This is a genomic window from Pseudorhizobium banfieldiae (assembly GCF_000967425.1).
Lineage (GTDB): Bacteria > Pseudomonadota > Alphaproteobacteria > Rhizobiales > Rhizobiaceae > Neorhizobium > Neorhizobium banfieldiae.
In genome coordinates this window covers 1,745,195-1,761,018 of sequence record NZ_FO082820.1, presented here as the reverse complement: position 1 = coordinate 1,761,018, position 15,824 = coordinate 1,745,195, and the positions used below count along the sequence as shown (strand labels likewise).

Here is a 15,824-nt window from a genome sequence, read left to right as displayed (position 1 = left end):
CCTTCCGACACGCAAAGTGACCGGTGGGGCAATTGCAGCAGTCGGTTTATCGATTAGAACTCCCGCGACATCACGGGAACAATGAGGTTTTGAATGTGCGGGATCGTTGGCATTGTCGGTAAGGAGCCGGTGGCGGATCGCCTGGTGGATGCTCTAAAGCGGCTCGAATATCGAGGCTACGATTCGGCCGGTGTCGCGACCATCCACGAGGGACACCTGGCCCGCCGACGGGCGGAGGGCAAGCTGGTCAATCTGGCGAGGAAACTCGCGGCTGATCCTTTGCCAGGAAATGTCGGCATCGCCCATACCCGCTGGGCCACCCACGGCGCTCCCAACGAGACCAATGCCCATCCGCATATCGTGGACGGCGTCGCAGTCGTTCACAATGGCATCATCGAGAACTTCTCCGAACTGAAGGAAGGGCTGCTGGCGGAGGGCGTCACCTTCGACACGCAGACGGATACCGAAGTCGTCGGCCAACTGATCGCCCGCAACCTGCGTAACGGTATGGGCCGGCGACAGGCGATGCAGGCCATGCTCCGGGAAATCACCGGGGCATATGCCCTGGCTGTGATCTTCGCGGATGATCCGTCGACGATCATGGCAGCCCGCTCCGGCCCGCCACTGGCAATCGGGTTCGGTGATGGCGAGACCTATCTTGGCTCGGATGCCATTGCGCTCGCACCGCTCACGAATGAGATCACCTACCTGGTGGATGGCGATTGGGCCGTAATTGGTCGCGAAGGGGCCTTCATCTTCGACCATGAGGGCAACCAGATCGATCGACCGCGCCAGATCACGCAGGCCGCCGCCTATTTCGTCGACAAGGGCAACCACCGGCACTTCATGGAGAAGGAGATCCACGAGCAGCCGGAAGTCGTCTCCCATGCGCTTGCACACTACGTTGACCTCGGCAATCATACGGTCGATCCGGCCGCCACCGGGCTCATCGACTTTGCCTCACTGCGCGGCCTTGCGATCTCTGCCTGCGGCACGGCCTATCTTTCCGGCCTGATCGGCAAGTACTGGTTCGAGCGCTATGCGCGCCTGCCGGTCGAGATCGATGTCGCTTCGGAATTCCGTTATCGCGAAATTCCTCTGTCCGCTGACCAGGCGGCTCTCTTCATTTCCCAGTCCGGCGAGACCGCCGACACACTTGCATCGCTTCGCTACTGCCACTCGGCCGGGCTGAAGATCGGCGCGATTGTTAACGTCAAGGAATCGACCATCGCACGGGAATCGGATGCCATCTTCCCAATCCTCGCGGGGCCGGAGATCGGCGTTGCTTCAACGAAGGCGTTCACCTGCCAGCTTACCGTCCTGGCATCTCTCGCGATCGCTGCCGGAAGGGCCCGCGGGACGATCTCGGAGGCCGAGGAAAAGCAATTGATCAAGAGCCTGGCCGAGATGCCGCGGCTCATGAACGCCGTTCTCAACGCTATCGAACCCCAGATCGAAGCGCTGGCGCGCGAACTCTCGCGCTACAAGGACGTGCTGTACCTCGGTCGCGGCACCAGCTATCCGCTTGCAATGGAAGGGGCGCTGAAGCTCAAGGAAATCTCCTACATCCACGCAGAGGGATATGCGGCCGGAGAACTGAAACACGGTCCCATCGCGCTGATCGACGAGAACATGCCGGTGATCGTGATTGCTCCCCACGACCGGTTCTTCGAGAAGACCGTTTCGAACATGCAGGAGGTCGCGGCACGCGGCGGCAAGATCATCTTCGTCACGGACGAAAAAGGCGCCGCTGCCTCGAAGTTGCCGACCATGGCGACAATTACGCTCCCAACCGTGGCTGAGATCGTTTCGCCGATGATCTACTCTCTGCCAATTCAGCTTCTGGCCTACCACACCGCCGTCTTCATGGGCACGGATGTGGATCAACCGCGCAACCTTGCGAAGTCCGTGACTGTGGAGTGAGCCACCCGCTAGGCGGGCGAGACCATCCCTTCGGGGCGCCCCTGGTCCGCGCAGTGGGGTGCCGAAATCTGGATGTCCCGCCCTTGCATGGCGGGGTCCCCTCGGGCATGGTCGCTTCGACCTGACCACTTTTATGCGATGCAGCATGACGGCGAGACGATGAACGATAGCCCAGAGCGCATTTCGCTGGCAACGCGCATCCGCAACAACTTCCTGACCGGATTGATCATCTGTGCGCCGCTGGCCATCACCATATGGCTGACCTTCAGCTTCATTCGCTGGGCGGACAGCTGGGTGAAGCCGTATATCCCCGCCCGCTACAACCCGGAGAACTATCTGGACGTCGCCATGCCCGGGCTGGGCATGGTGATCGCGATCACCCTGATCACCCTGATCGGTTTCCTTGGAAAGAACTTGATCGGCCGCTCGATCGTCAGCTTTGGCGAATCGGTGCTGCACCGCATGCCCCTCGTCCGGACGATCTACAAGAGCCTGAAACAGATCTTCGAGACGGTGCTGAAGGAACAGTCCACTTCCTTCAAGAAGTGCGGGCTGATCGAGTTTCCGAGCCCCGGCAGTTGGGCACTCGTGTTCATTTCCGGCGACGCCCAGGGCGAGATTGCCGCCCGTCTGAACGAGCATGGCGAGGAGATGGTCTGCGTTTTCCTGGCGCCGACGCCGGTACCGACTGCAGGCTTTCTCATGTTCGTGCCGCGCAGCAAGATTGTCATGCTGGACATGACGCCGGAGGAGGGGGCCAAGCTTCTCATCTCGGGAGGGCTGCTTGCGCCGGATTACCGGCCGAAAGCCGGTCCGACGGTGATCTCGTCGAATGTCAGCCCGCTCCAAGGAACCTGACGGCTTCATCACGGCGGAACAGATAGAGGAGGGTGCGGACGTTCTTGCCGCGTTCGCTGGTCAGGTCCGGATCCTTCTCGATGAGATAGCCGGCATCCTTGCGGGCGATCTCCAGCAGGTCCGCATGGGTCTCAAGGCTCGCGATACGGAAGCCGGGCGTCCCGGATTGACGCGTGCCTAGGAGTTCGCCTTCACCGCGCAGCTTCAGATCCTCTTCCGCGATCAGGAACCCGTCTTCGCTGTCGCGCAGGATCGACAGGCGAGCATGTCCCGTCTCGCTCAGCGGCCCCTTGTAGAGAAGGATGCAAGTGGAGGCGTCCGCTCCGCGGCCCACGCGACCACGCAACTGGTGTAGCTGGGCGAGGCCAAAGTGCTCGGCATGCTCGATGACCATGATCGTCGCATCCGGTACGTCCACACCCACCTCAACCACCGTCGTTGCAACGAGCAATCGCACAGCGCCGGTCTTGAAGGCGGCCATCACGGCATCCTTGTCCGCTCCGGACATGCGACCATGAACCAGGCCGACGTCGCGGCCAAACTCCTTGGCCAGCACGGCAAACCGCTCTTCTGCCGACATCAGGTCCGAAGCGTCTGACTCCTCCACCAGCGGGCAGATCCAATAGGCCTTCTTGCCCTCCGCGAGCGCGCTCCTCAGGCGCGAGACAATCTCAACGGTGCGCTCCGTCGGGATCGTTACGGTCTGGATGGGCTTGCGCCCCGCCGGCTTCTCAGTGAGCTTGGAGACGTCCATGTCACCGAAGGCGGCGAGCACAAGCGTGCGCGGTATGGGTGTCGCCGTCATCACCAGCATATGCGGCGTGACGCCCTTCGCCGTCAGCCGAAGCCGCTGGTGGACACCGAAGCGGTGCTGCTCGTCGACCACGGCCAGAACCAGATCGTGATAATTGACCGCATCCTGGAAGAGAGCGTGAGTGCCTATGATGATCTGGACCTCGCCCGAGGCAATCCTCTCGACGATCGCGTCCCTCTCGCGACCTTTCGTCCGTCCCGTCAGGACGTCCACCGAAAGGCCGACGGCCGCCGCCAGCTTCGATATGGTCGCATAATGCTGTCGGGCGAGGATTTCCGTCGGCGCCATCAGCACCGCCTGACCTCCGGCCTCGACCGCGGCAGCCATCGCCATCAAGGCGACGAGCGTCTTTCCCGCCCCGACATCGCCCTGCAGCAGGCGCAGCATGCGATCTTCGCCCGCCATATCATCCAAGATATCGGCGACGGCACGTTCTTGGCTGCCGGTGAGGGCGAAGGGGAGGGTGGAGCGTATACGGTTCGCCAACTGGCCTGTCGAACGCACAGGTCGGCCAGGCACCCGGCGAAGGCGCTGGCGCACCAGCGCGAGAGACATCTGTCCGGCCAGGAACTCATCATAAGCGAGTCGCCGCCGAGCAGCGGACCGCGGGTCGATGTCGGTTTCGTCACGCGGATCGTGCAGCCGGCGAAAGCTCTCGGAAAGGCAGGGAAACCCTTGACGCTCCGCCAGGGTGGTATCGAGCCAGTCCGGGAGTTCGGGCATGCGGACCAGGGCGGCATCCACCACTCTCCTCAGGACTTTCGGTGAAAGGCCGGCGGTGAGGGGATAGACCGGCTCCACCAGCGGCAGGTTGTCGGCCTCCGACATCTTCACCATGAAGTCTGGATGGACCATCGACGGGCGCCCGTTGAACCAGTCGACCTTGCCGCTCACCATGACCTCTTCGTCGAGCGGCAGCGCTTTCTCCAACCAGTTACCCTTGACGCGGAAGAAGGTCAGGGCAAGTTCGCCCGTCTCGTCGTGAAGGAAGACACGGTAGGGCAGGTTCGCTTTTCCCGGAGGCGGCGGCTGGTGGCGGTCGACCCGGCCCTGGATGGTGACGATGGCGCCCTGCGGAGCCAGCGCTATGCCCGGCCTGTTGCGGCGGTCGATGATTGAAACAGGCGCATGGAAAAGAAGATCGATGACGCGGCAATCCTCCGCGTCCTCTCGTCCCGTCGCGCGCGCGATAAGTTCCGCGAGCTTGGGACCGACGCCCGGAAGGGATGCAACGGGCGAAAACAGCGGATCGAGGAGGGCGGGGCGCATGGGCGGCAAAATGCGATGGATTTCGACCGCTTTGCAAGGTGACGAAGCGGAAATTCCGACCTATATGGTCCGGGCTACACAAGGACTTTTCCATGACAGGACTGACACGCAGCAGCGCGGACCTCAGCCCCCGCCGTCGCCGCATCCTCTACCGCTGCTGGCACCGCGGCATTCGCGAAATGGACCTCGTCTTCGGCCAGTTCGCCGAAGAGGAGATCGCGGCGCTTTCCGACGCGGAGCTCGACCAGTTCGAAGCAATCATGGGCGAGGACGATCACGATCTGCATGCCTGGATCACGGGCGCAAAGCCGCTGCCCGAGCATTTGCAGACGCCGCTTTTCGCCCGAGTTGCTTCTTACAGGCCAGACTTCGATCCGGTGACGACGGCGAGCCTGCAGGCGAAGTCAGAGCGATAGAAAATGATCCCAGGTTTCGATGCCAAGAAGATTGCCGCGGCCGGCAGCTCGCTGACTATCGGCAACGTTCCGCCCGGCATGGAGGCGCTGCTTCTGGCCGAGATGACCAAGGCAGGTCAGCCGGTAGCCTTCATCATGTCGGATGGCCAGCGGATGGCCGATATCGAGCAGATGCTCGGCTTTATCGCGCCTGAAATCCCCGTCCTGACGCTGCCGGCCTGGGACTGTCTTCCCTATGACCGCGTCTCGCCCGGTGCTGATGTCTCCGCGCGTCGCTTGGCGGCGCTCTCCGGGCTTATCGCCCATGCGCGCAAGCTGCATCCGGCGATCATCCTCGTTACCGTCAATGCCATGCTGCAGAAGATTGCTCCGGCGGAGGTGATCGAAAGTCTGGCATTCTCTGCCCGGCCGGGGAACAGCGTCCGCATGGACGATATCGCCGCGCGGCTGGAGCGCAACGGCTTCGATCGCGTCCCGACGGTGCGGGAAGTGGGCGAATTCGCGGTACGCGGGGGCATTCTCGACGTCTTCGTTCCGGGAAACGAAGAGCCCGTCCGCCTCGATTTCTTCGGCGACACGCTTGAGACCATCCGGACATTCGACCCCGCCAGCCAGCGTACGACGGGGCAGGCGCGCTCCCTCGACCTCAATCCGATGAGCGAGGTGTCGCTGACACCCGAGACCATCAGCCGGTTCCGGACCAACTACCTGGCGCTCTTCGGCGCCGCCACACGGGATGACGCTCTCTACCAGGCAGTGTCAGAAGGACGACGATATGCGGGAATGGAGCATTGGCTGCCGCTCTTCTACGAGCGGCTCGATACCGCGTTCGACTACCTCAAGGACTTCCGTCTCGTTACGGATCATACGGCCCGCGAAGCTGCCAACGAGCGTTCCAAGCTGATCGTCGACTACTATGAGGCCCGCCGCGACAGTGGCACGCAAGGCAAGGGCGCCGCTGCTCAGGCGGCGCCCTACAAGCCCGTTCCGCCGGGGCAACTGTATCTCGATGCCAAGGCGTTCTCCACCGCACTGGATGAGGCGAATTCAGTTCGCCTGACGCCATTCAACGAACACGACACGCAAGGCCGCCGCGTCATCGAACTTGACGCACGTGTCGGTCCGCGCTGGGCGAAATCGCAGGCCGAAAAGGATGATCGAGACGAGCGCGTCAACGTCTTCGACCTGGCGGTCAAACACATCTCCGAAAGGCGATCTGCCGGCCGTAGGGTGCTGATCACGGGATGGTCGGCGGGATCTCTCGACCGGTTGTTGCAGGTCCTCGAAGAACACGGTCTCCAGCGCGTCAAGCCCATCGAAGCGTTCGCCGACCTGGAGAAGCTCGAAAAGGGCGAAGCCGCATCGGCTGTTCTCAATCTCGAAGCCGGCTTCGAAACCGACAGCTTCGCCGTCATCGGCGAACAGGACATCCTCGGCGACAGGATGGTCCGCCGCGGCAGGCGACGTAAGCGCGGCAGCGACTTCATCTCGGAAGTTTCCGGGCTCGACGAAGGGTCGCTCGTGGTTCATGCGGAACACGGGATCGGGCGCTTTGTCGGGCTCGTGACGATCGAGGCGGCCGGCGCGCCCCGCGCCTGCCTTGAACTCCACTATGCCGATCAGGCCAAGCTGTTCCTGCCGGTCGAGAACATCGACCTCCTGTCCCGCTACGGATCGGATGCCGCCGAAGCGGCGCTGGACAAGCTCGGCGGTGGAGCCTGGCAGGCCCGCAAGGCGAAGCTCAAGAAGCGCCTGCTGGACATGGCCGAAGGCCTGATCCGGGTCGCAGCCAGCCGGATCACGCGTCGCGCGCCTGTTCTGGCGGCCCCTGACGGTCTCTACGACGAGTTTGCGGCCCGTTTCCCCTATGACGAAACCGAGGATCAGGACAGCGCCATCGAGGCCGTCCGGGACGACCTGTCGGCCGGCAAGCCGATGGACCGGCTCGTCTGCGGCGACGTCGGATTCGGCAAGACGGAGGTCGCTCTTCGCGCGGCCTTCCTCGCCGCAATGAACGGGGGCCAGGTGGCCGTCGTCGTCCCAACCACACTTCTGGCGCGGCAACACTACAAGACATTTCGGGAGCGCTTCCGCGGCCTCCCGATCAAGGTCGCCCAAGCCTCCCGTCTGGTCCCGACCAAGGAACTCAACCAGGTCAAGAAAGATCTGGCAGAGGGGAAGGTCGACATCGTGGTCGGCACCCACGCGCTTCTGGGAAGCGGCATCAGCTTCTCCAACCTCGCCCTCCTGATCATCGACGAGGAGCAGCATTTCGGCGTCAAGCACAAGGAGAGGCTGAAGGAGCTCAAGAGTGACGTGCATGTGCTGACGCTGTCAGCAACGCCGATCCCCAGAACGCTGCAACTGGCGATGACGGGTGTCCGCGAACTCTCGCTCATCACCACGCCGCCCGTGGACCGCATGGCGGTGCGCACCTTCATCTCGCCCTTCGATCCGCTGGTGATTCGCGAGACTCTGATGCGCGAGCACTATCGTGGCGGCCAGAGCTTCTATGTCTGTCCGCGTCTCGCCGACCTGCCGGACATCCAGGCTTTCCTGCAATCGGATGTGCCGGAGTTGAAGGTAGCAGTCGCGCACGGGCAAATGGCGTCGGGTGAACTGGAAGACATCATGAATGCCTTCTACGACGGAAAATACGACGTCCTTCTGTCAACGACGATCGTGGAGTCGGGGCTCGACGTACCGACCGCCAATACCCTGATCGTCCACCGCGCCGACATGTTCGGGCTAGCCCAGCTCTATCAGTTGCGCGGCCGTGTCGGGCGCTCGAAGGTACGTGCGTTCGCGCTGTTCACACTGCCGGTCAACAAGCAGTTGACTGCGACGGCCGAACGTCGCCTCAAGGTGCTTCAGTCGCTCGACACGCTGGGCGCAGGCTTCCAGCTCGCCAGCCACGACCTCGACATCCGTGGCGCAGGGAACCTGCTTGGAGAGGAACAGTCGGGTCACATCAAAGAAGTCGGATTCGAGCTCTACCAGCAGATGCTGGAGGAGGCCGTAGCCGAGGTCCGAGGCGATGACGAGATCGTCGACACCGGCTGGTCGCCGCAGATATCGGTCGGGAGCACCGTGATGATCCCCGAGGATTACGTTCCTGACCTGCATCTGCGCATGAGCCTCTACCGTCGGCTCGGTGAACTGACCGACCTCAAGGAGATCGACGGCTTCGGCGCGGAGATGATCGACCGTTTCGGCCCGCTGCCGTCCGAGGTGCAGAACCTGCTCAAGGTCGTCTACGTGAAATCGCTCTGCCGTACCGCGAATGTCGAAAAGCTCGATGCTGGACCGAAAGGCCTCGTCGTCACCTTCCGGGACAAGCAGTTTCCGAACCCTGCCGGCCTTGTGCAGTACATCGCCAAGCAGGGGACGATGGCGAAGATTCGGCCGGACCAGAGCGTCTTCCTGACCCGCGACCTTCCGACCCCGGACAAGCGGCTGGCAGTTGCGGCTCAGGTGATGAAGCAATTCGCCGTGATCGCGAAAGAAGCAGAGTAGTGGCGGAAGCCGTCAGGTCGCGGCGGTATCGTCAGTGGCCGCCAGGGCAGTTGCCGGCGGGTCGCTGACAACGGAGGCTGGCAGCGGAACGTTTCGCACGCGCTCGCGCGCCAGCGTCAGCAGGCCGGAGCCGATGATCAGCAGGATGCCGAGCAGCATCGGCAAATCGACCGCATCGCCGAAGACGAGGTAGCCGAAGAGGACCGCCCAGAGCATCTGGCTGTACTGCGTAGGGCCAACGACTGCTGCGGGTGCGTGAGCCGTGGCATGCATCAGCAGGATGGTCGCAAGCGCGGCGAAGAGGCCATAACCGGCGAGCATCAGCCATTGCAGCGCGGAGGGCCAAGCGAAGCCGGGCAGCATCAGGACTCCGCAGACCAGGAGAGATCCCAGCACACCGGCGCCATAAAGCGATATGCCTTTTTCCCGATGGCCAATGGCGCGATAGACGACAATGGAGATCGCGCCGCTCAGCCCGGCAAATACGGCTGCGAGGTGACCGATGGAAAGCTCGCGAAATCCGGGGCGCAGTACCACCAGAACGCCGATGAAGCCGATGATGACTGCGCTCCAGCGGTGGATGCCGACCTGTTCCTTCAGGAAGACGACGGACATGATCGTGACAAAGGAGGGCAGCAGGAAGATGAGGGCAAAGGCCTCCGCCATGGAGAGGTAGGTGAAGGCGGTGACGCTGGTGATGGTTCCGACTGCTGCCGCCAGCGCCCGCAACAGCCACAGCGGTCGGCTCGTGGTCCGCAGCATGTCCGAAAGCCGGTCCTCGCGCTTCATCAGGAACGGTAGCCCCACAAGGCCGAACACCGCCCCCAGGAAGGCCATTTCGAAGGCGCTCAGCGCTCCCTCGATAAGTTTCACGCTCGCATCGCTCCAGGAGAAGGCCGCAAAGGCGGCGAAGGCGAGGAGCACGCCCTTCAAGGTCGGTTCGGCGGACATGGAGGCGGCCCGTCAGATCATGCCTTTGCGGGCTTCCGCCTTCATGCGCGCAATGTCGCGCAGGGCTTCAGCAAGCACCTCAGGCGGCTGCGCTCCACTGACAGCATACTGGCCGTCGAAGATCAGGAACGGGACACCGTTGACGCCCATCTGTCGTGCGGCCTCGATCTCGTCGAGCACCTTAGCCTTGTCGGCGTCCGACGCCAGCAGATTGGCGATCACGGCAGAATCAAGCCCGCACCGACCCGCGATACCGATCAGCACTTCATGGTCCGCGACGTTCACTCCATCCTCGAAATGGGCCTTGAACAGGGCGGTCGCCACACGGTCCTGGATTTCTCGACCCTCTATGCCCGCCCAGTGGAGAAGCCGATGCGCGTCGAGCGTGTTGGCGCGCACCTTGATGTCATCGAAACGGAACGTGACGCCAATCTCGCGGCCGTGTTGCCTGAGGGTATCCTGCATCTCGTCGAGGCGCTCCGCGCCTCCCAGCTTGTTGATCAGGTGCGCGCGGTAGTCGGTGCCCGTGCTGCTCGCGTCCGGGTCCAACTGGTAGGGCCGCCAGTTGACATCCACGCCGACCTCACCCTGAACCTCGGCGATCGCGAGTTCCAGCCGCGCCTTGCCCAAATAGCACCATGGGCAGACAATGTCGGATACGACATCGATGGTTACGCGCTCCATGGCCGCATCCCTTCCTGAAATTGTAATGGCAGTCGGCTGTGGTCAGTCCTGTACGCGTTTGTCGAACCAGACGGGAAGCTGATAGCCGTATAGAGGTATCTTGTCGGGATAACCGATATAGCTACGCCGCGCCACCCATTGTTCCGGCACGTGGTAAAGCGGAACCAGGTAGTGGCCGGCGATCAGCAATCGATCATAGGCCCGGACTGCCGCCTCGAACTCTTCGCGGCTGCGGGCGCTCAGCATTGCCTCGATCGCGCGGTCGATGCTTGGGTCGGCCACGCCGGCGAAATTGTTGCTTCCCTCGCGATCGCGCGAAACCGACCCCCAGCGCCCAACCTGTTCTATTCCCGGGGAGAGCGAGGAGGGGTAGGACTTGACGATCACATCGTAATCGAAGGTGCCGGAGCGTGCCTGGTACTGCGCATCGTCCACGGTACGGATGGTTGCCTCGACGCCGATCATCCTGAGCGTCCGCTGATAGGCGATCGCCAGCTTTTCCTGATCCTGTGTCTGGGTCATGATCTCGAAGCGAAGGGGCCTGCCGGATCCGTCGGACATCCTGCCGCCCTTGATCGTGTAACCGCCTTCCTTCAGAAGCTCGACGACACGACGCAGTATCTTTCGGTCCCCGCCGGAGGCATCGGTCTTGGGAATGCGGTAGCTGCCGTCGAGCACGGTGGGATCAAGGACGTCCTTGGCGTCTCCGAGAATCGCCAGTTCGCGCGGGTCAGCCGGCTCGCCGAGCGAGGAGAGAGAGGAGTTTTGCCAGAAGCTTTCCGTCCGGGTGTAGGCGCCCTCGAAAAGGTTCTTGTTGGCCCATTCGAAATCAAACGCGAGCGCCAGCGCCTCGCGAACGTTCGGATCGGTGAAGACGGCGCGGCGCGTATTGAAGACGAAACCCAGCATCCCTGTCGGCACTTGCGGCCGGAAGGTGTCCTTGATCACGGCCCCGCTCTGAACATCAGGGAAGTCATAAGCCCGCGCCCAATGGGTTGGGCTCCCATCCGGATAGATGTCGACGACCCCCTTCTTGAAGGCCTCGAACAGGGTGTTCTCCTGCAGGAAGTACTCCACCGAGATCTGGTCATAGTTGTCGAACCCGACCTTGGCCGGAATGTCCTTGCCCCAATAGTCAGGGTTGCGTTCGAACACAATCCGTTCTCCCGGGGTCAGTGACTTCACCCTGTAGGGCCCGGAACCGACCGGGATCGCCAGGGATGATTGCTCGAAAGCAGCGACGTCCGTGGCATGCTTCGGAAGGATCGGCGTGGCCGTCGCCAGGATCAGCGGGAATTCACGGTCTGATTTCTCGTTGAAGACAAACTTCACGGAATGGGTGCCGACCTTCTCCATCCGGGCCACCGGTGTCAGCCTGTTACTGAACGGCGTACGCCCCTTGTCTCGCAGGAGTTCCATCGTAAAGATCACGTCGTCCGGCGTCACCGGCTGACCGTCCGACCACTTGGCATCGGGATTGAGGTTGAACTGGATGAAGCTGCGCTCCTCGTCCATCTCGATGCTTTGCGCCAACAGACCATAGAGAGTGAACGGCTCGTCCGCGGAGCGCTGCATCAGCGGTTCGAAGACGAGGTGTCCGAACTGCGGATCCCACATGCCGCGCGCAGTCGTGCGCATACTCTTCAGGATGAAGGGGTTGAGGCTGTCATAAGTGCCGACGACGCCATAGCGAACACTGCCGCCTTTCTTCACGTCCGGCTTGGCATAGGGGAAATGTGTGTAGTTGGCGGGCAGCGCCGGCTCGCCATGCATGGCAATCGCGTGCAGAGGTTCGGCGGCGGCAGGCCAGGACATGCCGGCGAGTACCAGGAACGGGATGAGGCGGCGCATGGTATATCCTTCGGGACTTCGAATCGGTCTCTGCCAAAATAGACCAACCATGGAAGGTGACCAACCTCCTGTCCCGGGAGTGGGAGCTACCGTTGGTAACCGTCCTGTAAAAAACCCCCTCGGAAGGACTGGATATCACTCTGTCGCCGATGTAACAGGATGTCGAAGCCGGGAGTCATTCAATTGCCTCATTTCGCCGACAGGTGGAGTGCAGTAGGACACCCGAGGGAGGGCGGCGAAAGCCGTACCCGGACCGATTTCAGGAGACGGATCTTTCGTTATGAAACTCAAGGCAAATACGGCTCTGCGGACGGCGATGTCCGCGCTCGCTCTTTCGTTCGCGGCATCCACCGTGCCCACCGCCGCGCTGGCGCAGGGTGCACCGGCAGCCGCAGGAGCAGGGGCGCCACCGCTTGGCTGGTTCAAGACCTGTACCAAGCAGGATGACAGCGACCTCTGCGTCGTTCAGAACATCATGCTCGCCCAGAACGGGCAGTTGGTGACCGCCGTCGGCCTGATCACCGTTGAAGGCAAGGTCAACCGCAAGATCCTTCAGGTCTCGGTGCCGACCGCACGACTGATACCGCCCGGCATCACCATGCAGATCGATGGCGGCAAGGGCCAGAAGCTCGATTATGCTGTCTGCCTTCCGGACAAGTGCACGGCAGAAGTGCCGCTGACGGATGCGATGATCGCCAGCCTCAAGAAGGGCGGTGAGGTCGTGTTCACGTCGATCAATTTCCGCCGCGCGCCCAATCCGATCAAGATTTCCCTGAACGGCTTCACCGGGGCCTTTGACGGAGAGCCGATCACGCAGTCGCAGCTCGCTGAAAGCCAGCGCACTCTGCAGGAAGGCATGCAGAAGAAGGCCGAAGAAGCCCGCAAGAAGCTTGAAGACGCTCAAAACGCCGCCAAGCAAGGCCAGTAATCCTGCCGGTTAGATAGATCACAGAAAAACGCCGGCCTCAGGCCGGCGTTTTTCGTTTGTGAGTTCTGTCGGGCTTAGTGCGCGAACCCCATCTTCGGAGTCAGCCGCCCGCGGGGGCCTTCCTCGAAGATCTGGTAGACCTGCGGGTTGCGAAGCGGCATGTCGCTCTCGTCATGCTCGAGGTTCTGCTCCGACACATAGGCCACATATTCCGTCTCATCGTTTTCGGCCAGCAGGTGATAGAAGGGCTGGTCCCGGTTCGGGCGGATCTCGGCGGGAATGGCATTCCACCATTCCTCGGAATTGGCAAACTCCGGATCCACGTCGAACACCACGCCACGGAACGGGAAAACCTTGTGGCGGACCACTTCACCGATAGTGAACTTAGCGCTGCGTTGTTTCATGGTGCGATATCCTTTCGCATCCTGATGTGGGAATAAAATCTCACCGCATCAAGGGGGTAATGCGAAGGCACGAGGGTTGTTCCGCCCCCTGAGTATAGCCACGGAAAAGCGGCGGGCATGGCCCGCCGCCTTCTTGTCTCGGCATTGCCTGGATCAGGCCGAGTAGTACATGTCGAATTCGACGGGATGCGGCGTCATCTCGAAGCGCATGACTTCCGTCATCTTCAGCTCGATATAGGCGTCGATCTGGTCGTCGTCGAAAACGCCGCCGGCCGTCAGGAACTTGCGGTCCTTGTCGAGGCTCTCGAGAGCTTCGCGCAGCGAGCCGCAGACAGTCGGGATCTTCTTCAGTTCCTTCGGAGGCAGATCGTAGAGATCCTTGTCCATGGCCTTGCCGGGATGGATCTTGTTCTTGATGCCGTCGAGGCCTGCCATCAGCATGGCAGCGAAGCCGAGATAGGGGTTCGCCGTCGGATCGGGGAAGCGGACTTCGACGCGCTTTGCCTTCGGGCCGGTGCCGAAGGGAATGCGGCAGGATGCGGAACGGTTGCGGGCGGAATAGGCAAGCAATACCGGTGCTTCATACCCTGGGACGAGACGCTTGTAGGAGTTCGTCGACGGGTTGGTGAAGGCGTTGATCGCCTTGGCATGCTTGATGATGCCCCCAATGTAGTAGAGGCAAGACTCCGACAGTCCTGCATACTCGTCGCCTGCGAAGGTCGGCTTGCCATCCTTCCAGATCGACTGGTGAACGTGCATGCCCGAGCCATTGTCGCCGAAGATCGGCTTCGGCATGAAGGTCGCCGTCTTGCCATAGGCGTTGGCGACCTGATGCACCACATACTTGTAGATCTGCATCTTATCGGCATTGCGGACCAGGGTGTCGAACTTCACACCGAGCTCATGCTGTGCGGATGCCACCTCGTGGTGATGCTTCTCGACGACCACGCCCATCTCGGCCAGAACGGTCAGCATTTCCGAGCGCATGTCCTGGAGGCTGTCGACCGGCGGGACCGGGAAATAGCCGCCCTTCACGCGCGGACGGTGGCCGAGGTTGCCGGTTTCATAATCGGTATCGTCGTTGGACGGCAGTTCCGAGGAGTCGAGCTTGAACCCGGTGTTGAAGGGGTCCGCCTTGTACTTGACGTCATCGAAGACGAAGAATTCGGGCTCGGGCCCGACATAGACGGTATCACCGATTCCCGACGCCTTCAGGTAGGCCTCGGCCTTCTTGGCGGTACCGCGCGGGTCGCGGTTATAGGCTTCGCCCGACACTGGGTCGAGAATGTCGCAGACGACGACCATCGTCGACTGGGCGAAGAAGGGGTCCATGTGCACAGTCGCGGGGTCGGGCATGAGCACCATGTCGGACTCGTTGATCGCCTTCCAGCCGCCGATTGAGGACCCGTCGAACATGACGCCGTCGGCGAACATGTCTTCATCGACGGCGGCGACGTCCATGGTGACGTGGTGAAGCTTGCCTCGGGGGTCCGTGAAACGCAGGTCGACGAACTTGACCTCGTTTTCCTTGATCTGCTTCATGATTTCGCTTGCGGTCGTCATTTGCTGCTTCCTTGAAATGTGATGACGAATTGTGCCGAGGCTGGGAGGCCTGGCGAACTAGATGGCGTCGACGCCTGTTTCGCCCGTTCGGATCCGGACGACTTCCTCGACATTTGATACGAATATCTTTCCATCGCCGATGCGGCCGGTCTGGGCCGCATTGCGAATGGCTTCGATGACTGCGTCGACGCTCTCGTCCGCGAGGACGACTTCGACCTTCACCTTGGGCAGAAAATCCACCACGTATTCAGCGCCGCGATAGAGCTCCGTATGGCCCTTCTGCCGCCCGAAGCCCTTCGCCTCCGTCACAGTTATGCCCTGCAGGCCGACCTCCTGAAGGGCTTCCTTCACTTCGTCCAGCTTGAACGGCTTGATGATGGCTTCGATCTTTTTCATGAGAAACTATCTCTCCCTGACGTGGCCGTTACCGGCGTCCCTACTAATGCAGGTATCATGCCAGTCTGCAAAGACGCTGGGGCAAAAAATTCGATGGCGGAAGCCAAAAGCGGGTAAGCCGCACGTCTCAGGGGTTTCTATTGACGGCTCCCGCTAGCCTTCATTTTAGGCGGATGACGCTTTCAACGCCGCCGCGTTGCCTTCGCGCTCCCTCGGGGTGCACTTAGACGATCACGTCTTAGGCATTTGCG

12 protein-coding genes are annotated in these 15,824 nt (G+C 61.8%); 5 read left to right on the top strand and 7 right to left on the bottom strand.

Features of this window, described 5'->3' with window-relative positions; translation table 11 throughout:
• The first annotated feature begins 93 nt into the window (after window positions 1-93).
• Window positions 94-1,923 carry a glutamine--fructose-6-phosphate transaminase (isomerizing) gene (gene glmS / locus NT26_RS08715; protein ID WP_052638411.1) on the top strand — a complete coding sequence of 610 codons (1,830 nt, stop codon included), beginning with the start codon at window positions 94-96 and terminating at the stop codon, window positions 1,921-1,923.
• A gap of 159 nt (window positions 1,924-2,082) precedes the next feature.
• Window positions 2,083-2,781 (top strand): DUF502 domain-containing protein, encoded by a 699-nt coding sequence (locus tag NT26_RS08710; RefSeq protein WP_052641984.1) that lies wholly within the window; start codon window positions 2,083-2,085, stop codon window positions 2,779-2,781.
• On the opposite strand, the gene recG is transcribed toward NT26_RS08710, so the two are convergent.
• Window positions 2,759-4,864, bottom strand: coding sequence for an ATP-dependent DNA helicase RecG (gene recG, locus NT26_RS08705; RefSeq protein WP_052638410.1), 2,106 nt, complete (start codon window positions 4,862-4,864; stop codon window positions 2,759-2,761). The genes NT26_RS08710 and recG overlap by 23 nt on opposite strands.
• A 92-nt stretch (window positions 4,865-4,956) precedes the next feature.
• Here recG and NT26_RS08700 point away from each other — a divergent pair, with 92 nt between their 5' ends.
• Window positions 4,957-5,280, top strand: coding sequence for an FAD assembly factor SdhE (locus tag NT26_RS08700; RefSeq protein WP_052638409.1), 324 nt, complete (start codon window positions 4,957-4,959; stop codon window positions 5,278-5,280).
• Between the two features lie 3 nt (window positions 5,281-5,283).
• On the top strand, window positions 5,284-8,796 hold the full coding sequence (gene mfd / locus NT26_RS08695; RefSeq protein WP_052638408.1) for a transcription-repair coupling factor: 3,513 nt from the start codon (window positions 5,284-5,286) through the stop codon (window positions 8,794-8,796).
• 12 nt (window positions 8,797-8,808) lie between these two features.
• Here the strand turns inward: mfd and NT26_RS08690 are convergent, their stop codons facing one another.
• From NT26_RS08690 to NT26_RS08680, 3 genes are read right to left on the bottom strand one after another with little or no spacing between them, the layout of a single operon-like run.
• The gene (locus NT26_RS08690; RefSeq protein ID WP_052638407.1) at window positions 8,809-9,747 is read right to left on the bottom strand and encodes a DMT family transporter; all 939 of its coding nucleotides are present in this window, start codon (window positions 9,745-9,747) and stop codon (window positions 8,809-8,811) included.
• Window positions 9,748-9,759: 12 nt separating this feature from the next.
• The gene (locus NT26_RS08685; RefSeq protein ID WP_052638406.1) at window positions 9,760-10,431 is read right to left on the bottom strand and encodes a DsbA family oxidoreductase; all 672 of its coding nucleotides are present in this window, start codon (window positions 10,429-10,431) and stop codon (window positions 9,760-9,762) included.
• A gap of 42 nt (window positions 10,432-10,473) precedes the next feature.
• Entirely contained in the window at window positions 10,474-12,282 is a 1,809-nt protein-coding gene (locus NT26_RS08680) for an extracellular solute-binding protein (RefSeq protein ID WP_052638405.1), read from the bottom strand.
• 280 nt (window positions 12,283-12,562) lie between these two features.
• Here NT26_RS08680 and NT26_RS08675 point away from each other — a divergent pair, with 280 nt between their 5' ends.
• Entirely contained in the window at window positions 12,563-13,210 is a 648-nt protein-coding gene (locus NT26_RS08675) for an invasion associated locus B family protein (RefSeq protein ID WP_052638404.1), read from the top strand.
• A gap of 74 nt (window positions 13,211-13,284) precedes the next feature.
• Here the strand turns inward: NT26_RS08675 and hspQ are convergent, their stop codons facing one another.
• The 3 genes from hspQ to NT26_RS08660 form a co-directional block, all read right to left on the bottom strand.
• A complete protein-coding gene (gene hspQ / locus NT26_RS08670; protein WP_052638403.1) occupies window positions 13,285-13,614 on the bottom strand; it encodes a heat shock protein HspQ in 330 nt (109 codons plus the stop codon).
• Between the two features lie 153 nt (window positions 13,615-13,767).
• Entirely contained in the window at window positions 13,768-15,177 is a 1,410-nt protein-coding gene (gene glnA / locus NT26_RS08665; protein ID WP_052638402.1) for a type I glutamate--ammonia ligase, read from the bottom strand.
• A 57-nt stretch (window positions 15,178-15,234) separates the two neighbouring features.
• Window positions 15,235-15,573 carry a P-II family nitrogen regulator gene (locus NT26_RS08660; protein WP_052638401.1) on the bottom strand — a complete coding sequence of 113 codons (339 nt, stop codon included), beginning with the start codon at window positions 15,571-15,573 and terminating at the stop codon, window positions 15,235-15,237.
• Window positions 15,574-15,824 lie beyond the last annotated feature (251 nt).